The organism is Maribacter sp. 4U21 (genome assembly GCF_002742365.1).
Lineage (GTDB): Bacteria > Bacteroidota > Bacteroidia > Flavobacteriales > Flavobacteriaceae > Maribacter.
Genome location: NZ_MDGN01000072.1, coordinates 197,358 through 218,602, shown reverse-complemented (window position 1 = coordinate 218,602; position 21,245 = coordinate 197,358). Strand labels below are relative to the sequence as shown.

The 21,245-nt window shown below is 38.0% G+C and carries 20 protein-coding genes; 14 read left to right on the top strand and 6 right to left on the bottom strand.

Going from position 1 to position 21,245, the window contains the following annotated elements:
* The first annotated feature begins 64 nt into the window (after positions 1–64).
* Positions 65–427 (top strand): DUF4870 domain-containing protein, encoded by a 363-nt coding sequence (locus BFP77_RS14890; RefSeq protein ID WP_099574834.1) that lies wholly within the window; start codon positions 65–67, stop codon positions 425–427.
* Between the two features lie 65 nt (positions 428–492).
* On the opposite strand, the gene dnaN is transcribed toward BFP77_RS14890, so the two are convergent.
* On the bottom strand, positions 493–1,611 hold the full coding sequence (gene dnaN, locus BFP77_RS14885) for a DNA polymerase III subunit beta (protein ID WP_099574833.1): 1,119 nt from the start codon (positions 1,609–1,611) through the stop codon (positions 493–495).
* Between the two features lie 289 nt (positions 1,612–1,900).
* The gene (locus tag BFP77_RS14880) at positions 1,901–2,731 is read right to left on the bottom strand and encodes an SAM hydrolase/SAM-dependent halogenase family protein (RefSeq protein ID WP_099574832.1); all 831 of its coding nucleotides are present in this window, start codon (positions 2,729–2,731) and stop codon (positions 1,901–1,903) included.
* A gap of 130 nt (positions 2,732–2,861) precedes the next feature.
* Between BFP77_RS14880 and BFP77_RS14875 the strand changes: the two genes are divergently transcribed.
* Positions 2,862–3,815 carry a PhoH family protein gene (locus BFP77_RS14875; RefSeq protein WP_099574831.1) on the top strand — a complete coding sequence of 318 codons (954 nt, stop codon included), beginning with the start codon at positions 2,862–2,864 and terminating at the stop codon, positions 3,813–3,815.
* A gap of 7 nt (positions 3,816–3,822) precedes the next feature.
* Entirely contained in the window at positions 3,823–4,779 is a 957-nt protein-coding gene (locus BFP77_RS14870) for a phosphoribosylaminoimidazolesuccinocarboxamide synthase (RefSeq protein WP_099574857.1), read from the top strand.
* Between the two features lie 19 nt (positions 4,780–4,798).
* Here the strand turns inward: BFP77_RS14870 and BFP77_RS14865 are convergent, their stop codons facing one another.
* Positions 4,799–6,223: an L-serine ammonia-lyase gene (locus BFP77_RS14865; RefSeq protein ID WP_099574856.1), complete on the bottom strand. Its 1,425-nt coding sequence runs from the start codon at positions 6,221–6,223 to the stop codon at positions 4,799–4,801.
* Between the two features lie 184 nt (positions 6,224–6,407).
* On the opposite strand from BFP77_RS14865, the gene dnaK reads away from it, so the two are divergent.
* Both dnaK and BFP77_RS14855 read left to right on the top strand, forming a co-directional pair.
* Complete coding sequence (gene dnaK, locus BFP77_RS14860; protein WP_099574830.1) at positions 6,408–8,315, top strand: molecular chaperone DnaK; 1,908 nt, start codon at positions 6,408–6,410, stop codon at positions 8,313–8,315.
* Between the two features lie 236 nt (positions 8,316–8,551).
* On the top strand, positions 8,552–9,478 hold the full coding sequence (locus BFP77_RS14855; protein ID WP_099574829.1) for a hypothetical protein: 927 nt from the start codon (positions 8,552–8,554) through the stop codon (positions 9,476–9,478).
* A gap of 61 nt (positions 9,479–9,539) precedes the next feature.
* Here BFP77_RS14855 and BFP77_RS14850 read toward each other — a convergent pair whose 3' ends face one another.
* A complete protein-coding gene (locus BFP77_RS14850) occupies positions 9,540–10,091 on the bottom strand; it encodes a GNAT family N-acetyltransferase (protein WP_099574828.1) in 552 nt (183 codons plus the stop codon).
* A gap of 5 nt (positions 10,092–10,096) precedes the next feature.
* Positions 10,097–10,735 carry an alpha/beta hydrolase gene (locus BFP77_RS14845; RefSeq protein WP_099574827.1) on the bottom strand — a complete coding sequence of 213 codons (639 nt, stop codon included), beginning with the start codon at positions 10,733–10,735 and terminating at the stop codon, positions 10,097–10,099.
* A 63-nt stretch (positions 10,736–10,798) separates the two neighbouring features.
* Here BFP77_RS14845 and BFP77_RS14840 point away from each other — a divergent pair, with 63 nt between their 5' ends.
* The 9 genes from BFP77_RS14840 (at position 10,799) to BFP77_RS14800 (ending at position 20,412) form a co-directional block, all read left to right on the top strand.
* Positions 10,799–11,221, top strand: coding sequence for a PaaI family thioesterase (locus BFP77_RS14840; RefSeq protein WP_099574826.1), 423 nt, complete (start codon positions 10,799–10,801; stop codon positions 11,219–11,221).
* Between the two features lie 4 nt (positions 11,222–11,225).
* Positions 11,226–12,329, top strand: coding sequence for a chorismate-binding protein (locus tag BFP77_RS14835; RefSeq protein ID WP_099574825.1), 1,104 nt, complete (start codon positions 11,226–11,228; stop codon positions 12,327–12,329).
* Between the two features lie 55 nt (positions 12,330–12,384).
* The gene (gene menD, locus BFP77_RS14830; RefSeq protein ID WP_099574824.1) at positions 12,385–14,139 is read left to right on the top strand and encodes a 2-succinyl-5-enolpyruvyl-6-hydroxy-3-cyclohexene-1-carboxylate synthase; all 1,755 of its coding nucleotides are present in this window, start codon (positions 12,385–12,387) and stop codon (positions 14,137–14,139) included.
* A 43-nt stretch (positions 14,140–14,182) separates the two neighbouring features.
* The gene (locus BFP77_RS14825; RefSeq protein ID WP_099574823.1) at positions 14,183–14,521 is read left to right on the top strand and encodes a DUF2853 family protein; all 339 of its coding nucleotides are present in this window, start codon (positions 14,183–14,185) and stop codon (positions 14,519–14,521) included.
* 115 nt (positions 14,522–14,636) lie between these two features.
* Positions 14,637–15,473 carry a CvfB family protein gene (locus BFP77_RS14820; RefSeq protein WP_099574822.1) on the top strand — a complete coding sequence of 279 codons (837 nt, stop codon included), beginning with the start codon at positions 14,637–14,639 and terminating at the stop codon, positions 15,471–15,473.
* Between the two features lie 182 nt (positions 15,474–15,655).
* Positions 15,656–16,258 (top strand): SPOR domain-containing protein, encoded by a 603-nt coding sequence (locus BFP77_RS14815; protein ID WP_099574821.1) that lies wholly within the window; start codon positions 15,656–15,658, stop codon positions 16,256–16,258.
* Positions 16,258–17,166, top strand: a complete 909-nt coding sequence (gene menA / locus BFP77_RS14810; RefSeq protein ID WP_099574820.1) for a 1,4-dihydroxy-2-naphthoate octaprenyltransferase — start codon at positions 16,258–16,260, stop codon at positions 17,164–17,166. Before BFP77_RS14815 ends, menA begins: the two co-directional genes overlap by 1 nt.
* A 34-nt stretch (positions 17,167–17,200) precedes the next feature.
* A complete protein-coding gene (locus BFP77_RS14805; RefSeq protein ID WP_099574819.1) occupies positions 17,201–17,962 on the top strand; it encodes a LytR/AlgR family response regulator transcription factor in 762 nt (253 codons plus the stop codon).
* Between the two features lie 485 nt (positions 17,963–18,447).
* Complete coding sequence (locus BFP77_RS14800; protein WP_099574818.1) at positions 18,448–20,412, top strand: histidine kinase dimerization/phosphoacceptor domain -containing protein; 1,965 nt, start codon at positions 18,448–18,450, stop codon at positions 20,410–20,412.
* 7 nt (positions 20,413–20,419) lie between these two features.
* Here the strand turns inward: BFP77_RS14800 and BFP77_RS14795 are convergent, their stop codons facing one another.
* Positions 20,420–21,214, bottom strand: a complete 795-nt coding sequence (locus tag BFP77_RS14795) for an SDR family oxidoreductase (protein WP_099574817.1) — start codon at positions 21,212–21,214, stop codon at positions 20,420–20,422.
* Positions 21,215–21,245 lie beyond the last annotated feature (31 nt).

Below are 21,245 nucleotides of genomic sequence, written 5' to 3'. Positions count from 1 at the left end.
AGTGTAACATTTATCTGATTGCTACGTCACATTTGTAGTTATTCATCTTAAAATCAATCAGAAAATGGAAGTAATTAATCACAACATCGCGTTACGGGAAGACCGAAACCTTTTGGTCGTTGCCCATTTAACCCAATATCTAGATTTCATCACCGGATTTGGAGGACTTATTGTGCCATTGGTACTTTGGCTTACCATGAAGGACTCGGTAGTTGGTATGGACGAACACGGCAAAGCAATAATTAATTTTCAATTGAGTCTAATTCTCTACGTAATCATAGGTATTCCAGCTCTCTTATTTGGTTTAGGAATCGTACTACTGATATTCGCAGGTGTTTTATCTCTCATAATGCCTATTGTTAATGCTGTAAAAGCAGGTAACGGAGAAGGTCCAAGTTATTTTGGGACGATAAAGTTCATATCTTAAAATAATGACATTGAAAAGGGGAGCTATTTAGCTCCCCTTTTACTTATTTAAAAATCTGATTATCACTAACTATTTAACATAACTGGCATTACTAACATTGTTACGTTTTCACCTTCGTCCAGGCCATCTATAGGAGTAAGTATGCCTGCTCTGTTTGGCAAGCTCATCTCTAGAGAAACCTCGTCAGAGCCTAAATTATTCAACATTTCGGTAAGGAATCTAGAGTTAAATCCTATTTGCATATCATCACCTTGATAACTACAAGTTAAACGCTCCTCCGCTTTGTTGGAATAATCAATATCCTCTGCAGAAATATTTAGTTCCGCGCCTGCTATTTTGAGTCTTATTTGATGTGTGGTTTTATTGGAAAAGATAGAGACCCTTCTAACGGAACTTAAAAACTGATTTCTGGCAATGGTTAATTTGTTAGGGTTTTCTTTTGGTATTACAGCCTCATAATTAGGGTATTTGCCATCAATTAATCTACAAATCAATTCTGTTTCATCAAAGGTAAACTTGGCATTACTATCGTTATATTCGATAACTACTTCTGATTCACTCCCCGCCAAAATACCTTTAAGCAGTGTAAGTGGTTTTTTAGGCATTATGAACTCAGCTACTTGAGAGGCCGTTACATCCGCTCGTTGGTATTTTACCAATTTATGTGCATCTGTAGCTACAAATGTTAGGCTTTCGGGTGAAAATTGAAAAAACACTCCACTCATAACGGGTCTAAGGTCATCATTACCCGCAGCGAATATGGTTTTATTTATCGCCGTGGCTAAAATGTCACCTAAAAGGGACGTGGAACTTGGGTTTGAAAGCTCAACCGCCTTAGGGAATTCCGCACCATCTGCATAGGCCAATGCATATTTACCATGATTAGAGCTGATTTCAACCGTATTGTTATCAGAGACAACGAAAGTCAACGGCTGCTCCGGAAAGGTTTTCAAAGTTTCCAAAAGTAAACGTGCCGGTACCGCAATAGTTCCCTCATTATCAGAATCTACATTGAGTACGGAACTCATTGTAGTTTCTAAGTCCGATGCGGAAACGGTTAATTTATCCTTGTTTAAATCAAAAAGAAAATTATCCAAAATCGGCAAGGTATTGCTGTTATTGATAACCCCACCTAAAACCTGAAGTTGTTTTAATAAATATGTGCTAGAGACTATGAATTTCATTCTTTATGCTTTGATTTCTTTTATGAGAACTGCGGTGCCTTTGTGAGAATGTCATTCACTATTATCAGCACTTCGTCTAAAACAAAGATATTTGAAATGCCTGTTCAAAGGAAACAAACTTATCAACAGTAAGGCGGTGTTAACTTTGGTCTAAAAGCACCGTAGAATCAACCAAATAAGGAATTTACACTAGAACATTACTTTAGTTATTAACGTTTTGTGTTTGGGAGGGTGTACCGGCCACCTTCTAAAAAGATAGAAGTACTAGAGCGTTCTTAAGTTTCTTATTTCAAAGAAAATCGATAATAATGGTATCTCTGTAATCTAGGCCCAATAGGGTAGAAGCTCCTCCTACGGTATTTAAATTACTTTTATAGATGGCCAACTCAATATATCCGGAGGAGTTGAACAATGCCAGTAAATCTCCGTCACCTTTTCGTTTACTTTTATCAAGAGAGAAATCAACGATATCGCTGTAGGCGTTGAATATTACTTTTATTTTATAGTTTCTGGCCTGTAGTTCAAAAGAACGCCCGTTCCTGTAGGCGTCAAATAAATGTTTTTGAATATTCGTGACCACGTTGCCGTAATTGTCAATATAGATAACACTCCCAATTATTTTTTTTCCATCATCAACAATACGGGGAGCGAACTCTCTTAGGCTTTTTGGTTCGGAGAAAGGTTTTCCAATAACCTCTAAAGTTCCTCCCCTGGCTAAATGGCAAGCTACTTGAACAAAAACACTCATAACGGGAAAAGAACCATGAATAGGGTCTGGAATATTGATTTCCATAACTTTTTCCGGTTTCATTTCTGAAGTTATAAGTCCGATTACCCCGGTATTTGCGCTTATAAAATAATGGCCGTCTACCAACACCGCTATATGTTTGTTTTCTGGTGTAGCCTCAGAATCTACACCTACTATGTGAATAGTGCCTCTAGGAAAATTATGGTACGAATTCTCCAAAATATAAGCACATTCATGAATATTAAAAGGGGTAATGTCGTGGGATATATCAACAATCTTAGCATCTGGCAATGCACTGTAGATAGAACCTTTTAGTACCCCAACAAAGTGGTCTTTAAGTCCAAAATCCGTAGTTAGTGTAATGATTGCCATGAAGCAATGTTGATATGTTTTTGACTGGGCAAAGTGAAAATTTGCTTAAATTTGATATACAAAATTAAACAAAAAAAGAGCCAAGCGAAATTAAACTTCACCTTGGCTTAATCTTATTAAATTCTACTATTTGAACGAACTGGTTTTAGAACTTACCGAAATTAGTCCAAGAGAGTTTTTTGGACAGCAGAATGAGAACATTGATCTTTTAAAAAAATATTTTCCAAAGCTTAAGATTGTAGCTAGGGGAAATAAAATAAAAGTCTATGGCGATGAAAGCCTTTTAGAGGAATTTGATAAACGTTTTGACATGTTGACGGAACATTTCGTTAAATACAATAAATTAGATGAAAATAGTATAGAGCGTGTCCTAACCAGTGAAACTTCCAATGACTATCAATCTTCTGCAAATAGCGGGGAAACTTTAGTGCATGGTGTAAGTGGAAAGCTGATTAAAGCTCAAACGGCGAACCAAAGACGTTTGGTGGATGCTGCCAAAAAAAATGACATGGTATTTGCTATAGGGCCTGCAGGAACAGGTAAGACCTATACAGGTGTGGCTTTGGCGGTAAAGGCCCTTAAGGAAAAGCAAGTGAGAAGAATTATCCTTACCAGGCCTGCCGTAGAGGCGGGGGAGAATCTAGGTTTCCTGCCAGGGGATTTACAGGAAAAACTAGACCCTTACATGCAACCATTATATGATGCGTTAAGGGATATGATTCCTGCAGAAAAATTGGCACATTTTATTGAAAATGGAACCATTCAGATTGCGCCTATGGCCTTTATGAGAGGACGTACTTTGGATAATGCCTTTGTGATTTTGGATGAAGCCCAAAATACTACACACGCCCAAATGAAAATGTTCCTTACCAGAATGGGAAAAAATGCCCAGTTCTTGATTACTGGTGACCCTGGACAGATAGATTTGCCCAGAAGAACTATTTCCGGATTAAAAGAAGCACTTTTGGTTCTAGCCAATGTTGAAGGCATAGAAATTATATATCTTGATGATAAGGACGTAATACGGCACAGGCTCGTAAAAAAGGTAATTGATGCCTACAGAAATATTGAACACCAAAATTAACAAAAGAATGCCCCAGACTATTTACGATACCAATTTTAACTTTCCCAACCAAAAGCATGTTTACAAAGGAAAGGTTAGGGAAGTCTACACCTTGGACAACGATGTATTGGTGATGATCGCAACGGATAGACTTTCTGCCTTTGATGTGGTAATGCCAAAGGGAATTCCTTTTAAGGGACAAATATTGAACCAGATAGCAACAAAAATGATGGCGCTCACCGCGGATATAGTTACCAATTGGCTTTCTGCCACACCAGACCCTAACGTAGCTGTCGGCGCACGTTGCGAACCTTTTAAGGTGGAAATGGTTATTAGGGGGTACATGTCCGGGCATGCCGCAAGAGAATATAAGGCAGGTAAGAGGATGCTGTGCGGTGTTCCGATGCCAGAGGGAATGAAAGAGAACGATAAATTTCCCACACCCATTATCACCCCTGCCACCAAAGCCGAAATGGGTGATCATGACGAGGATATCTCCAAAGAGGCCATTGTTGAAAAAGAAATCGTTTCTGCGGAAGATTACGCTGTTTTAGAAAAGTATACCTATGCCCTTTTTGAACGTGGTACCCAACTTGCTGCCGATAGAGGACTGATCCTAGTGGATACAAAATATGAATTTGGAAAGACCAAGGAGGGTAAAATTGTTCTGATCGATGAAATTCATACCCCTGATTCTTCGCGATATTTTTATGCGGATGGTTATGAAGAAAGGCAGGAGCGGGGAGAGGCTCAAAAACAGTTGTCTAAAGAATTTGTAAGGCAATGGTTAATTTCTAATGGTTTTCAAGGACTAGAAGGTCAGACCGTTCCAGAAATGTCAGACGAATATATTGCTTCGGTATCAGAAAGATATATAGAGCTGTATGAGAATATTACAGGAGAAAAATTCGTAAAAGCGAATACAGAAAATATTAAGGAGCGCATTGAACAAAACGTTACTGCCTACCTAAAATCAGTAGAATAGAAACTAAGGTTGTTCTTGCTTAACAATCACTTAGGAATACACCAACGGCCAAGCCGCCCTCTGAAGTTTCTTTGTACTTGGAATTCATGTCTTTGGCAGTCTCCCACATGGTCTGTACAACTTTGTCCAGTGGTACTTTTGCCTCTTTTGGGTCGGACCCCAATGCTAGTTCAGCAGCATTGATGGCCTTTATCGCACCCATTGAATTTCGTTCTATACATGGAATTTGAACCAACCCGCCAATAGGGTCACAGGTTAGCCCTAGATGGTGTTCCATGGCTATTTCCGCAGCCATTAGTACTTGTTCAGGAGAACCTCCCAGTAGCTCTGTTAGCGCCCCTGCTGCCATCGCCGAAGATACTCCTATTTCTGCTTGGCAGCCTCCCATAGCGGCAGAAATTGTAGCACCCTTTTTAAAAATACTTCCTATCTCTCCAGCGACCAGAAGAAATTGTTTGATGTGTTCAAAATTACCCGCATGGTTCTCTATCACCAAGTAATACATTAAAACAGCTGGTATTACACCTGCACTTCCATTTGTTGGTGCAGTGACCACTCTCCCCAATGAAGCATTAACCTCATTGACGCTAAGGGCGAAACAGCTTACCCATTGCAGTATTTGTCGGAACTTAACTTCAGTCTGCCTTATGGACTGTAACCATTCACTAGGGTTAGTGTAGGGAACAATTCCGATAAGGTTTTTATGCATTTCAAAGGCACGTCGTTTTACGTTAAGGCCTCCTGGTAACTTCCCTTCGGTATGGCATCCGGTATACATGCACTCCAGCATCGTATTCCATATGCGCAGCAATTCCTCGTCAATTTTGGCGTCGGTCCTTAACGATCGTTCGTTTTGCAATACAATTTCCGAAATAGATTTTTTTTCCTGTTCGCAGAAACGCAATAGTTCATCGCCTTTTTGAACGGGATAGGGAAAGGAATTAAATGCCGCTACTTTCTTTTTGGCATTTTTACGTTCTTCAACCACCACAAAACCTCCTCCAATGGAATAATATTTTTTTGAGGTCTTTTTACCCGATTTTAATCTGGCCTCGAACTGTAGACCATTCGCATGATAAGGCAGAAATTTTCTATTAAAAATAATGTCTGCCTTCGGGTCAAAATCTAGTTCAAATTTTCCGCCGAGATGTAGTTTTTTATTGAGGGTAACGTCTGAGACGAGTTCATGAACCTTATCAATGGGTATGTACTCGGGGTCAGTTCCTAGAAGCCCTAAAATGACGGCATAATCTGTTGCATGGCCCTTACCTGTTAATGACAATGAGCCGTACATCTGTACCTTTACCTCTACAACTTCTGTTAAGGTTCCCGATTTTTCTAAATCTTTTATCCATCTTTCGGCCGCTCTCCATGGACCTAAGGTATGCGAGCTAGAAGGCCCTACGCCTATTTTAAGCATATCAAATATGCTAATGCATTCTATTTGCAACATTGGTATTAGATTGTATGCTAATGTACAACGTTTGTCAATCCTACCAAACCTATCAGCGGTATTGTATGAAACTGACTCCGTAAATGACATCCTGTCAGTTTTGTTCCCTTGGCATATTGTTTGACATTTACTAATCGATTAAAAAATAATGCACTAATATTTTAAAACATATAAGATGAGTAAAATTATAGGAATAGATTTAGGCACTACCAACTCCTGTGTTTCCGTAATGGAGGGGAACGAGCCAGTGGTAATACCTAACGCAGAGGGAAAAAGAACAACTCCTTCCGTTATTGCGTTTGTAGAAGGCGGTGAAATTAAGGTAGGTGATCCTGCAAAGCGTCAGGCCGTTACAAACCCACACAATACCATATACTCCATAAAACGTTTTATGGGAAACAAGTTTTCGGAATCTAGCAAGGAGGCCAAGCGTGTGCCCTATAAAGTGGTAAAGGGCGATAATGACACACCAAGAGTAGATATAGACGGTCGTTTGTACACCCCACAGGAACTTTCTGCAATGATTCTTCAAAAGATGAAGAAGACCGCAGAAGATTATTTGGGTCAGGATGTGTCTAGGGCTGTTATTACCGTACCAGCATACTTCAACGATGCGCAAAGACAAGCTACGAAAGAAGCTGGTGAAATTGCAGGTCTTACCGTAGAGAGAATAATTAATGAGCCTACCTCTGCTTCATTGGCATATGGTATGGACAAAAAAGATACCGATCAAAAAATAGTTGTTTTTGATTTTGGTGGAGGTACGCATGATGTTTCCATATTGGAACTTGGTGATGGTGTATTTGAAGTATTGGCTACGGATGGCGATACGCATTTAGGAGGGGATGATGTTGACCAAAAGATTATAGATTGGTTGGCTGATGAGTTCAAATCTGAAGAAGGTATGGATTTAAGAGAAGACCCTATGGCACTCCAAAGATTGCGCGAGGCAGCGGAGAAAGCAAAAATAGAATTGTCTTCTTCTGCACAGACAGAAATTAATCTGCCTTATGTAACCGCAACGGCTTCTGGACCAAAGCACTTAGTTAGAACATTGACAAAAGCTAAATTTGAGCAGTTAATCGCTGATTTGGTAAAGAGAACTATTGAGCCATGTGCCACTGCTTTAAAAGCAGCCGGACTTTCAAAAAGCGATATTGATGAGATTATTTTAGTAGGTGGTTCTACTAGAATTCCCGCAGTGCAAGAAGCTGTGGAGAAGTTCTTTGGAAAGAAACCTTCAAAAGGCGTTAATCCGGACGAGGTTGTTGCCATTGGAGCAGCGATACAAGGTGGTGTTTTAACCGGTGATGTTAAAGATGTACTTTTATTGGACGTTACACCACTATCGTTAGGTATTGAAACTATGGGAAGCGTTATGACCAAGTTAATAGATGCCAACACCACCATTCCTACGAAGAAGTCTCAGATATTCTCTACCGCAGCAGATAATCAACCTTCAGTGGAGATTCACGTATTACAGGGAGAAAGACCTATGGCTTCGGATAACAAAACTATCGGTCGTTTTCACTTAGATGGTATTCCACCTGCACAAAGAGGTACACCGCAGATTGAGGTTACGTTTGATATCGATGCGAACGGAATCATTAAAGTATCGGCCACGGATAAGGCAACGAACAAAACGCAGGATATCCGTATCGAGGCATCATCTGGCTTAACTGAAGAAGAAATCCAAAAGATGAAGGCTGAAGCTGAGGCTAATGCGGAATCTGATAAGAAGGCAAAGGAGACTGCTGATAAACTGAACGAAGCCGATGGAATGATCTTTCAAACGGAAAAGCAATTGACCGAGTTTGGTGACAAGCTTTCCGATGATAAGAAAAAGCCAATTGAAGAAGCACTCACTGAGTTGAAAGCTGCTTATGAATCAAAAGATTTGGCGGTAATTGCACCAGCATTGGACAAAATAAACGAAGCATGGAAAGTGGCTTCCGAAGAAATGTACAAGGCACAAGCAGAAGCGCAACAAGCTGGTGGTGCTCCACAAGGAGGAGAGCCAACTGCTGATGCAGCACCAGAAGGTGATAACGTAGAAGACGTAGACTTCGAAGAAGTCAAGTAGCCTGTCCTGAGCATTTCGACCGGGCTCAATACAGGCTCCGCCGAAGGGTAGACTTCGAAGAAGTCAAGTAGCCTGTCCTGAGCATTTCGAACGAGCTCAATACAGGCTCCGCCGAAGGGTAGACTTCGAAGAAGTCAAGTAATTTACATAACAACAATATCGAAAAAGGGGCGGTATTCACCGCTCCTTTCTATTTTTGGTACATCTTTTGAAGTTTTTGAAGTAATTTAGATGCCATGGTAAAAAATTACATCCCCCAATTTTTATTTATTTTAATTTGTTTGCCTTTGGTGTTTTATGCCCAAGAGGTCAAAATTTTTACTCTAAAGGATTTCGATTTAAAGGATAGTGTTAAAACATGTTTGGTAAGCACTAGCTATGGAAAGGAGGAATACGACTTTAACCGAAAGGGGGTATTGACCAAATCGGTAACCAGATATAATGAGGCCGATTATGATGTGGTGTATTATAAATATCAAAATGATGAACTCATTGAAAAAAGGTCGGAGTCCTATAGAAACAATATTTTTGACCCAAGTACTTCAATTGCCCACTTCTATAAGCTAGACACTTTAAACAACGTCAAGATTACCGAAAAAATAGTTTCTTATGAAGAGGAGTTTTTAGATCAATACGTATATCATTATGATGAAAAGGGAGATATGGTTAAAATCATTCGCACCAATAATGATGGTATAGATGAGACCTTAATAGAATACAAAAAATATAAAGGGGAATACACGGTAACGTATCTTATAAATAATGAACCGCTAAAATCCATTAGGACCTCTCAGTTAAAGAAAAAGAACGGTACTGTTCAAAAGGTAGTGTTAACAAAGGAATATTTAAAGGGAGAAGCCAACAAAGCCTTTGAAGAGGTTTTTAACGAAAAAGGACTTTTGGTAGCACAACAAGAATTTGAATATAATATCGCAGAGAAGACTTTTGTGCCCACTAAAAGAACCATATATACCTATGATGACAATGACATGTTAGTGGGTGAAGCCTCTAAAAATGGCGATGAGGTTATGAAGAAAGAGTACGTTTATCAATATGATAGAGAAGGAGAAGGTAATTGGATTAAACAAATAGTGCGCCCTGAGAATACTTACAAGACTAGAAAAATAACCTATTATGTCCCAGAAGTAATGGAAAAGGAATAGTCCATAGAATTCTACCCTTTAATCTGGATTAAAGTGTTTTGGAGACTTGGACTGAGCCAATTTATTTCTTTAACCTATCCCATTCTTGTTTTAATAGACCATAACAACAGGTATTTCTTTTATAACCGTCTAGCAGGTACACATCCCGACGTAAAACTCCTTCCAAGGTGCACCCTAGTTTTTCCATCGCTTTTCTAGAAACTATATTTCTCTCGTCCACTCTAAATTCTACTTTTTCGAATTCCATTTTCTCGAAAGCATGGGATAACATTAATTGTTTCATATGGCTGTTTAAGCCACTCCCTTGAAATTCTTTACCAATCCAGGTAGCTCCTATATGTAAAACTTTATTTTTTCTATTGATGTGCATGTATCTGGTACTGCCGGCATATGAATTATTTTTCTTGTCATACACTATAAAGGGAATACTTTTTCCTTCTGATTGTTGCGCTAGTGCTAATTGCACGTAGCGCTTCAAGGATTCGGGACTGCCTATGTCCGATGGAGAATATTGTATCAGTTTTTCCTCGCTGGCTATAGGAATTAAATGTGCATAGTTTTCTAACGTTAAAGGTGTAAGTTTTACTCTTCTATCTTCCAATATAACGCCCATGATTACTACACTAATGAATTGATGATTTCCTTTTCAATTTCATGACCGCCATTAAAGGTAATCTGTTTTGCCTTTCGGTGAAAAAGGGAATTCATTTTTTCGGTTTCACTTTTCACACGCTCTTCAGTAAGATATTCGTCCGAGTCACCTATAATACCTATAATTTCTGTTTTCGTATCGCTCAGAAATAGGAAGTCTGATGGTGTTAGTTCGTTCGGAATTCCACCGGCATAAAAAACCAATTTATTACACGGTATTTGATAGTTTGCTACCCATCTTGCCGCAATAGAAACGCCTTGAGAGAAACCGAATATTATTAGCTTACAATTCTTGGGTAAAGTTTCTTCTTTCATAATTGCATTGATGTAAGTCATTACATTTTGCGTTTCTTGTTTGGTGTCTTCTTTTGTGAGCCAACTGGCGCCCACATGCTTAAACTCGTTTTTTAAGTAATATTTAGAAGGAGCTTGCGGAGCAATAATGTAGTTTTCGTCTGCTTCCAATTCTTTAAAATGTTTTAAGAAATACCTGCTTAAATAGCCTAGACCATGAAAAACAATCCAAACATTTTTTGTCTTAGGACCTATGTTATTTAGCGTTTCGTAAGAATTAGTGGTAGAATAGGTTATGGTTTTTCTGGTCATTTCGTTCAAATTAGTATCGTTGCCGTGGTTGCTAATCTATTCCTTAATTTTACAATAAAAAAGATGAGTGGTCATAAAGATAAAATACTAGAGGTTTGTAATGCATCATCCAAGAATACGATGATGGAAACCTTGGAAATAGAATACATAGACGTTGGAGAGAATTTCTTGGTAGGGAAAATGCCTGTTACGTCCAAAGTGCACCAACCAGACGGTGTCCTGCACGGTGGTGCCATGGTTGCTTTGGCTGAAAGCGTAGGAAGTACGGCTTCTTATATTTTTTTGAACGCCCAAGAATATTATATACGGGGTATTGAAATATCGGCCAATCACGTAAAAAGTGTAAAAGAAGGTTTCGTTTTTGCAAAAGCAGTTGTTGTTCATAGAGGGCGAACCACTCAACTTTGGGAAATTAAAATAACGAACGAGGCTAATGAACTAGTTTCTATATGCAAGTTGACTACTATTGCACTGCCAAAAAAGTAGTCAAATGAATACACTTTTAGCACTTGCAAAAGAAAGTCTGGGGCAGTCACATCCTTTTGTTCTTTACAAAAAACCAAGAGAAGAAACACTTCATGGAATTTTTCAGAAAGACGATAGTTTAAACTTGGTAAAGGATTTAAAGGAAGTGGGTTTTGTTTTTGCTCCATTTGATAGTAATGCTCCTAGTATTCTCTTGAAGCCGGATAATGTTATGAAAGGTAGCATTGACTTCGACATCCCTGATAGGGCTTCTGTCAGGAAAAATCTAGATTTAGATCACACAGACCGCACACGATATATGGACTTGGTCTCAAGCGCGGTAGAGACCATAAAATCCAACGAATTTAAGAAAGTCGTATTATCCAGAAAGGTAGAAGTTAGTTATACCGATTCTCCGATTACTTTGCTAAAAAGGCTTATTAAAACCTATGGTAATGCATTCTGTTATTTATGGTATCACCCAAAAGTAGGGATTTGGTTGGGTGCAACCCCGGAGATATTGGTACAAAGGAGCGGGGTTAATTTTACGACTATGTCCTTGGCCGGTACGCAAGCTCATAACGATGCACTGAAAACACCCGTGTGGTCCAATAAAGAATTGGATGAACAAAGATTGGTTACGGATTACATAGCCGAGAACCTGAGACCTGTAACAACAGAACTTCATAAATCGGCCTTAGAAAGTGTTAGAGCAGGTCAGCTTTGGCATCTGAGAACGAAACTTTCCGGACAAATGGGAACAAATGATTTTGGTGAACTAACTAAGAAGCTTCATCCAACCCCGGCCGTGTGCGGAGTTCCTTTGGAATCTTCCAAAAAATTCATCTTAGAAAATGAAGGTTATCATAGGTCTTTTTACACCGGTTACTTAGGAGAGTTGAACTTTAAGAAAGCTAGCACTCGAAATAGGAACGCTAGAAATACAGAGAACAATGCATACAGAACGGTTGCAAGTTCATCGGAATTATATGTGAATTTACGCTGCGTACAACTTAAAGATAAGAAGGCCATTATATATGTTGGTGGAGGTATCACTGCAGAATCTGACCCCTTTAGGGAATGGGAAGAAACTGTACACAAAAGCGGAACCATTTTGAATATTTTGTAGGTTTAGGCAAGTAACTATTGGGTTTTAAAATTTGCAGGTCGTATTTTTGTAAGTAATGAAATACTCCACAATACCACTGGCCCAGACTATTACTCAGCATTGTCAAGCCAAGGGAATATCTAACATTGTAATTTCACCTGGATCTAGGAACGCACCTTTAATAATTTCCTTTACTGAAAACCCTTATTTTAACTGTTACAGTATTGTCGATGAGCGTTGTGCGGCCTTTTTTGCACTCGGTCTAGCACAGTATTCCGGAAAGCCAGCTGCCTTAGTATGTACCTCTGGCAGTGCACTTTTAAACTATTATCCCGCCGTAGCGGAAGCCTTTTATAGCGAGATTCCATTAGTCGTAATCTCTGCAGATAGGCCGTCTTATAAGATTGATGTGGGTGACGGCCAGACCATTCGTCAGGATAATGTTTTTGATAGGCATATAGGTTATAGCGCAAACCTTAAACAGGATTTGACACATGCAATGGATAGAATTAAGAGGTACAGGCCAGAATGGATTGATCAGTTATCTGTGGAAAATGAGCAAAACAAGGTTCAGGCATATAATGATAACGAACTCAATAAGGCAATCAACATCAGTATTCATGAATATACCCCTGTTCATATTAACGCCCCTTTTGAAGAACCCTTGTATGAAGTTTTAAAGGAATCTACCCTTCAGCCCAACCTAGATTTCTATGAAAATAGTGAAGCGGCAGGCTCTGTTGACGATGAGATTATATCGGCCTGGCAAAAGGCGAAGAGAAAGATGGTTTTGGTAGGTGTAAATCCTCCAAACTCCGTTGCTCAAGAATGGTTAAATCATATTGGAAGTGACCCATCGGTTATAATGCTAACAGAAAATACATCTAATATACATCACCAGAACTTTTTTTCTAGTATAGATACGTTAATCGCTCCTATGGAATTATCAAAGGACAAGGAGGTTTTATTTCAAGAATTACAGCCGGATATTTTATTGACTTTTGGAGGTTTAATCGTATCAAAAAAAATAAAGGCCTTTTTACGTTCTTTTGGTCCTGAACGGCATTACCATGTAGGACAGAAAAAAGCAAACGATACGTTTTTCTGTCTAACAAGACACCTCAAAATGCCTGCACAAGATTTCTTGTCCAACATATATACAAAGAAGAAAGAAACCGTACACAGTGATTACTATGCTAAATGGAATAGGGTTAGGACCAAATATCTTAGAAAGAGAGAAAGTTATTTAACTCAAATTCAATTCTCGGATTTTTTAGCATTCTATATCATTGCGCAACGAATACCGGATAATTTACAACTACAGTTAGCCAATAGTTCCACAGTAAGGTATGCTCAGTTGTTTGATTTGGATAAAACCATAAAAGTATATTGTAATAGAGGTACTAGTGGAATAGACGGGAGCACGTCAACAGCCATAGGAGCTTCTTTAAACGCTGAATCACCAACACTCTTGATTACCGGGGACTTGAGTTTCTTCTATGATAGTAATGCGTTGTGGAATAATTACATACGCAAGGATTTTAGAATTATTCTTATTAATAATGGGGGAGGAGGTATTTTTAGAATATTACCTGGCAAGGATGATTCAGAAAACTTTGAACGATTTTTCGAGACCAAACATCAACTAGACGCAAAGGCACTCTGCGCGATGTATGGATTAGATTATAGTGCTGTCAATGAAAAAAAATCTTTAGAAAAAAAACTTGTAACTTTCTTTGAACCTTCCAGTAAACCGCAGCTTTTGGAAGTGTTTACGCCAAGGTTGAAGAATAATAAAATTTTGGTGGATTACTTTCATTTCATATCTTAGTTCTTGTTAACCATTAATTATAACAAATAAGACACTGTTAATTATGAGTAAAAGAGATGATTTAATTACTAAGTATGCTGCGGACATTAAGGACAAATTTGGTGAAAGTGCAGATATGGATTTGCTAACCAAGGTTACGATTGGCTTAGGCCCTTCGATTTATAATTTGGATGCTTCTAAAGTATCTGGAGGTGATGATAAAGAATTACAAACAGTAAAAAATAACTACCTGATTAAAAAATTAGGCTTAAAAGACAGTCCTGAATTGATGGACGCTATTAAAAGTGTACTAGATAAGTACGGTTCGTCTAATAAGAACAAACATAGAGCAGTTGTTTATTACATGCTTTGTAAGCATTTTAATAAAGCATCTATCTATTAGATAATCGACATTAAAAGTTAAAGGCCGTTTCTTTAGAACGGTCTTTTTTTGTTGAATAAATTTAAGATGTCACTAATTGTAATAGTAGTATGGATAGAAAGCTTAATTTTGTCCTATGATCGATTTAGGAAGAAAAAATAAACTGGAAATTCTTAGGGATACAAGCGTTGGCCTTTTCTTGGGTGATGGCGAAGGTAATGATGTTTTATTGCCCAATAAGTATGTGCCGGCCGATTATGAAATAGGGAAATTCATAGAAGTTTTTTGCTATTTGGATTACGACGAAAGGCCTGTGGCCACTACTCTTGAGCCTTATATTATGCTTGGGGAATTTCGTCTGTTACAAGTAGCGGAAATCAATGAATACGGAGCTTTTATGGAATGGGGTCTTGAAAAACACCTTCTTGTTCCTTTTAGAGAGCAACGAGATAAAATGAAGCAAGGGCAATGGTATGTAGTACATTGTTATTTAGATCAAAAATCAGGAAGACTCGTCGCATCGAACAAATTAGATAAATTTCTAAGTAACGACCACTTAGAATTAAGGGAATGGGACCAAGTAGATTTGGTGGTTACCAGGCAAACGGATTTGGGCTGGGAAGTAATTGTTAATGAGCGGCACAAGGGTCTGGTATACTTTAATGAGGTATTTAAAGCGATTAATATTGGTGACGTCATCCCCGGATGTGTAAAGAAAATTCGAAAGGACAATAAAATTGATATTTCCCTTCAGCCTTTAGGAAGTAGGGTTTTGGAGCCAGCCGCCAATAAGATATATGAAGTGCTTAAGGAAAACGGGGGATTTCTTGCGCTACATGATAAATCTAACCCAGAGGAAATTAGAGATATGATGCAAATGAGTAAGAAGGCCTTTAAGAAAGGATTGGGCACACTTTATAAAGCGAGAAAAATAACGATAGGCGAAGATGGAATCAGTATTGCTACCGATTAAGACGACTATGTAGGTTTTTTCTTAAATATTTGATTTGCAATGTTATAAGGAATATTATTTCTTTTTTATTAGGAAACTATTTTAGAAATTCTATTTTTGTAGTACTGAATGATTTAAGCTTGTACCGTAATTTGCAATTTTAAACTTTTAAGAGCATAAAAGGTCCCTAAAAGATATAGACAATGCCATTTATAGAAGAAAGCGATCTATTAGAACTACATAAAGACGTTGATAAGGCTCAAATTATCAACGAGCGTTTGTTGGATCAAATTAAATTCAAAAATAAAGAACTTAAGAAAAGTAAAATTCAACGTAATATTTTTGCAGGTATAACGGCATTCTTTTTGATAGGAGGACTAGCCTTTGGTTCTCTCGCAGCTGGCCTAAGTATGTCGAACAATTACGACAGACAAAACAATAATCTCCTTGTTTCAATTGACAGTTTGGACGCCATTAAAACAAGAATCGATAATTTAAAGGTTCAGAACGAGGAGTTAAGTTTGGTAAAGGAATTTTATCTGGCCAAGGAATTTTTAGAAAAAGAGAAAATTTACTCAGTGCAGGTGAAATCTTTTGTGGATAACAACGTAACACTGGCTTCAGAAGCGCTCACCAACACATTGTTCGTTAAAACAAATCCTTTTTATTCGTACTCACTCGGTAATTTTGAAACGCTTGAAGAAGCACAGTCGTTTAGGAAACAACTGGTTGATATTGGTTTTGAAGATGCTTTTGTAGCTTCATACAAAGAAGGTAAAAGAATTCAAATAGAAGACCCTTATTAGTGCGTAAACTAAGCGCATGGATTAATGCTGCTAGGCCTAGAACGCTACCCCTATCCATTTCGGGAATACTGATTGGTACTGCTTTAGCGGGCTATCTTGGCGATGGCAATACAACACTCTTCTGGTTGGCAATTTTCACTACCATTGGTTTTCAGATCACTTCAAATTTTGCGAATGACTACGGAGATGGTGTAAAAGGAACCGATAATCATAATAGGGTTGGTCCTAAAAGAGCACTACAAAGCGGGTTGCTGTCACGGAGCACCTTAAAGAGGGGTATCATTTTTTCCGTAATTATTAATATTCTTTTGGTCATAGCTTTGATCTATACGGCTTTTGGAAAAGAGAACCTTGTTCTGTCCTTGACATTTCTTCTACTTGGTGCCTTAAGTATATGGGCGGCAATTAAATATACTGTAGGAGATACGGCCTATGGTTACAAAGGTTTAGGGGATGTTTTTGTTTTTGTATTCTTTGGTTTGGTCAGTGTTTTAGGTTCCCTATTTTTATACACCTCTTCCTTCTATCTATTGGGTTTGTTACCTGCCACAAGTATTGGTTTGCTTAGTGTCGGTGTGTTGAATTTAAATAATCTAAGGGACTTTAACTCCGATAAGGAATCAGGTAAGAATACCGTAATCGTGAAAATAGGTTTCGAAGCAGGAAAAAAGTACCATTACGTACTTCTTTTTGGCTCGTTCATAAGCTTAGCCCTATTTATATTCTTGACGTATAAGCACTGGAGTCAGTTATTATGTCTTCTTTCATTTGTACCTATAGTATTGCATGCGTTCAAAGTTAAAAATACGGCTATTCCCAAAAACTTGGATCCCGAACTCAAAAAGTTGGCGTTGAGTGCTTTTGCAATGGCATTGCTCTTTTATTTGGGATACAATTATTTTTTGTAATTTTGAGTGTAAACCATCTAAACCACAAATAAACTTGGAGCAACCTATTAAAATACTTATCGTGGAGGACAATGTTATCATCGCTGATGATATGCAGTCCATGTTGGAGGAAATCGGTTATGAGATTGTAGACAATGTTATTGTTTATGAGCAGGCTGTCGAAGTGTTGAAAACGCAACAGGTAGACCTTGTTTTAATAGATATAATTCTAGCATCTGATAAGACCGGTATAGATTTAGGAAAGCATATCCGTGAGAATTATGACATTCCTTTCATATTTGTAACGTCAAACTCTGATAGGGCTACGGTAGAAAATGCCAAGACCGTTAAACCAAACGGTTATCTTGTAAAGCCTTTTGAGCAACAAGATCTGTATACTTCTATAGAAATTGCCTTATCTAATTTTATTTATGGCAAGCAACCAGGGAATAGCGGTGTAAATGAGGGAACGGTCAACAAGGATGTACCGATGTCCAATTCCATATTAAAAGATTCCATTTTCGTAAAAAAACAACACCTCTATTATAGAATTCAGTTCGGGGATATACAGTTCATAAAGGCAGATAATGTTTACTTAGAGGTGAATACGGTTGATAAGAAGTTTCTGGTAAGGTCTCCTTTAAAGGATTATTTAGAAAAGCTGCCGAAGAATAAATTTTACAGGGCGCATAAATCCTATATCGTTAATGTAGATCATATCGATGCTATCAATTCAAAGGATATTATGATTAATAATACCCTGATTCCTATCTCTAAAGACTTTAAGGAGTTCATTATTTCTGCTATGAATTCATGACGTCTGAATAACGCATTTTAAAAATCACTTCTTTAGGAGTGATTTTTTTTGGTTCATGGGAAATTATTATGAATCGTGATCTTATCGTCTTTATGCGGCACATCAAATCATCGATGAAATGCAGGTAATAACGCTGAACCGCAAGTCTTTTGGGCTAGACAAAGTTTCACAACAAAATAGACCCTTTACACAACAATATTCCCATACCTGGTTGCTTATATAATATTTTTGTAAAAGGAGGGTGCTGTTATTCGTTTTAGATTCCAGTTGCACAGTTCAATTCGTAATTATTACGGTGAACCGTGCATTTAAAACCCTTTTGAAACTTTTGGCGGTTATTGATACGGTTGTACTCTTAGAACACCAACTTATTGAAACCGATTAAATTCGTTACACTTCGTTAGAAATTATGATGAAGGGTTAACAACAAAAATTTAGCAATATCAAAGAATAGTTCTAAGTTTGATATGGTGTCTTAATATGATATGAAAAAAAACGGTTATTCAAATCTTTTTTTAATTACTGTGTTCCTGCTCATGGCCTTTTCGGTTTCTGCTCAGGATTCCCTAGACGCTACTGATTATTACCAGCAATTTCAAGAACTCGAAGATTCAGAGTTGAGGTCTACCTTTTTCTTCGGTACTCCGGATAGATATAATCAGAATTCTGCTTATGATTGGTTAGACACCGTGAACGTTTACTTGAACAGTTCCCAAAAAACAAAGGACTCCACCGGTATTGTTAATTATAAGTTGATGCAAGGTCAACTTTACTACGATTTAGGGGACTATGAAAAGAGTCTCGCCATTGTCAAAGAGCTGTATGAGGAAATAGATTCTTACGATATTGTCACCAAATCGCTTATTTTGGAATTGATGGATGCTGATTATGCCAGATTGGAACTGTATGAAAAGCAAATAGAGGTCAGAAGACGCAAACGAGAGTTAGGTATTACTAAGAACATTGCCTTCTATGACATCTATTCTAGCTTAGGTCAGCACAGAAAGGCTATGAAGGACTATATGACCGAGGAGAAAAAGGAAATTGAAGATGGCGACTTTTATGCACAGGCCGTATATAACAACAATATTGGAAATTATCTTAGGCTAGATAAATCCACACCCACCGCGTTAACACAGTTTAATAAAGCCAATGCCCTGATAGATGTTTATTTTAGCGATGTTATACAGGTAAAATCAGATAACCAACTTGTACAGGCAAACCTCCTAAAAGGCATTATCTTAGGTAATATTGGAAAATGTTATGTTCAGTTAAAGGAGTATGAGGAGGCCATTCCGTATTTGGAAAAAAGCATTGAGGCAATAAAAAAATATAACCCGGGCAAATTTTCGTCAGACTTAGTGGAAAATACCTTGGAAATTGCCGAGTGTCAGTTAAACCTGAACAATTTTGAAAAGGCGACGGACTATTTAAGTGATGGCTTAACGCCGGTTAAAACGGAGAATATTCTTAAGAAAAATCGTCTTTATGCCTCTTATTACGATAAGACCGGAGATTATAGGACTTCCAATACCTATCTAAAAAGAAATACTAGAATAAGGGATTCTATAGAATTTAATGAGTCAAATATAAGAAATCAGCAATTGGCTGCTGTCATTACTCAAGAAGTAGAGTATTCCAAGGATATGATCGAGCAGCAAAAGGCGGATTTAGAGCAATCAAGAAATGATATTGCTGCTAAGGATGAAAGGATAAGTTTGGTGTTCATTTCTTTGATATTCACTTTGCTGGGGTTTGCGGGGTTGGTGTATGCCTACTTAAAGAGTATTAAGAACCAACGTTTAATAGCGGAGCAGAAACATATTATAGAAAACTCATTGGTAGAAAAAGACTCTCTATTAAAAGAAATTCACCATAGAGTGAAGAACAATTTGCAGATGGTTTCGAGCTTGTTGAGCCTTCAGACTAAGAATACGCGAAGTAAGGCTGCAATTGAAGCACTAGAGGAAGGAAAAAGTAGGGTGAAAGCCATGGCGCTCATTCACCAAAAATTGTATCAGAATGACGACTTGTCGGTAATAGAAATGCAGGGTTACATCGAGAGTCTTATTAACAGTGTACAGTCAGTCTACAAGAAGGGTGGTCATAATATTAATATCACTATAGACGCTGAAGGTGTAGAGCTTGATATTGATAGGGCGATACCTTTTGGACTAATATTGAACGAACTTGTTTCTAACTCCTTTAAATACGCTTTCCCGCAAAACGAAGAGGACGGTAAAATATATATTCATCTTAGAAAAATAGCGGGTAGGGAAGGCTTTTTTGAATATACCGATAATGGCGTGGGTCTGCCGAAGGATACCGAAGAACGGGCAAACTCTTCCATGGGTATTCGTCTAATGAACAGACTCGCAAATCAGCTACAGACCAATTTAAATACGGATAAGACCTCTGATGGAGTTCGTTTCTGGTTCAATTTCAAGTAGTACGGTTTTAACGAACCGCACTTTTTAGAACAACCCGGTGTAGCATCTTTGGAAAGAAGCGTTTTAGATAGACTCCAAAAGTTTCCTTACCACCAATATATACTTCAAATTTATTTTTCTCTATCGCCTTTATGATTTTAGCGGCGCATTCGTTTGGAGACATTCCATTGGCCGTAGCTTCGTCCTGTTTTCTTTGTTGACTGCCATCTCCTACTAGTGCATTTTTTGCCACATTGGTTTGAATGAATCCTGGACATACAAGTGTAACGTTAATATGGTCTTTTTCATGTTCCATCCGCAAGACATCGAAGAAGCCATGAAGGGCATGTTTAGCGCCACAATACCCGGACCTGTAAGGTGAACCAAATTTTCCCATAAGGCTTGTAACCGTAACAAAATGACCATCTTTTTCGGCTAAAAAATATGGAAGTAATGACTTTGTTAATTTAATAGTTCCCAGATAGTTAACGTCTATCATTTTTTTAAATACTTCAAACTTAGTGTTTTTTATTAAAGAGCGTTGACTTATACCACCGTTATTGATTAAAATGTCTATTCTGCCATAGAACGCAATAGCTCTTTCGGTTGCTTCGGAGAGTGTATTAAAAGCTGCTAAATCCAAAGGTAAAATAGATACCTTTTCTGGATTTTTGCAGTTATTTTTAACGCTTAATAATGCTTCAGATCTCCTTGAGGAAATGATAAGAAAGCAACCTAGTTCGTTCAATCTATAGGTCAATGCTTCCCCTATACCGGAGGATGCGCCGGTAATCCATATTTTTTTTCCTTGTATATGCCCCATCTTGTTCTTTTAGACCGCTAAAATATACCTA

Coding starts and splice junctions, on each gene's coding strand:
- dnaN (WP_099574833.1), bottom strand. CDS start 1,611: ATGAAATTCATAGTCTCTAGCACATATTTATTAAAACAACTTCAGGTT.
- BFP77_RS14850 (WP_099574828.1), bottom strand. CDS start 10,091: ATGGGCGTTATATTGGAAGATAGAAGAGTAAAACTTACACCTTTAACG.
- BFP77_RS14825 (WP_099574823.1), top strand. CDS start 14,183: ATGAGTAAAAGAGATGATTTAATTACTAAGTATGCTGCGGACATTAAG.
- BFP77_RS14880 (WP_099574832.1), bottom strand. CDS start 2,731: ATGGCAATCATTACACTAACTACGGATTTTGGACTTAAAGACCACTTT.
- BFP77_RS14815 (WP_099574821.1), top strand. CDS start 15,656: ATGCCATTTATAGAAGAAAGCGATCTATTAGAACTACATAAAGACGTT.
- BFP77_RS14890 (WP_099574834.1), top strand. CDS start 65: ATGGAAGTAATTAATCACAACATCGCGTTACGGGAAGACCGAAACCTT.
- dnaK (WP_099574830.1), top strand. CDS start 6,408: ATGAGTAAAATTATAGGAATAGATTTAGGCACTACCAACTCCTGTGTT.
- menD (WP_099574824.1), top strand. CDS start 12,385: ATGAAATACTCCACAATACCACTGGCCCAGACTATTACTCAGCATTGT.
- BFP77_RS14840 (WP_099574826.1), top strand. CDS start 10,799: ATGAGTGGTCATAAAGATAAAATACTAGAGGTTTGTAATGCATCATCC.
- BFP77_RS14820 (WP_099574822.1), top strand. CDS start 14,637: ATGATCGATTTAGGAAGAAAAAATAAACTGGAAATTCTTAGGGATACA.
- BFP77_RS14835 (WP_099574825.1), top strand. CDS start 11,226: ATGAATACACTTTTAGCACTTGCAAAAGAAAGTCTGGGGCAGTCACAT.
- BFP77_RS14845 (WP_099574827.1), bottom strand. CDS start 10,735: ATGACCAGAAAAACCATAACCTATTCTACCACTAATTCTTACGAAACG.
- BFP77_RS14855 (WP_099574829.1), top strand. CDS start 8,552: ATGGTAAAAAATTACATCCCCCAATTTTTATTTATTTTAATTTGTTTG.
- BFP77_RS14800 (WP_099574818.1), top strand. CDS start 18,448: ATGAAAAAAAACGGTTATTCAAATCTTTTTTTAATTACTGTGTTCCTG.
- BFP77_RS14870 (WP_099574857.1), top strand. CDS start 3,823: ATGCCCCAGACTATTTACGATACCAATTTTAACTTTCCCAACCAAAAG.
- BFP77_RS14795 (WP_099574817.1), bottom strand. CDS start 21,214: ATGGGGCATATACAAGGAAAAAAAATATGGATTACCGGCGCATCCTCC.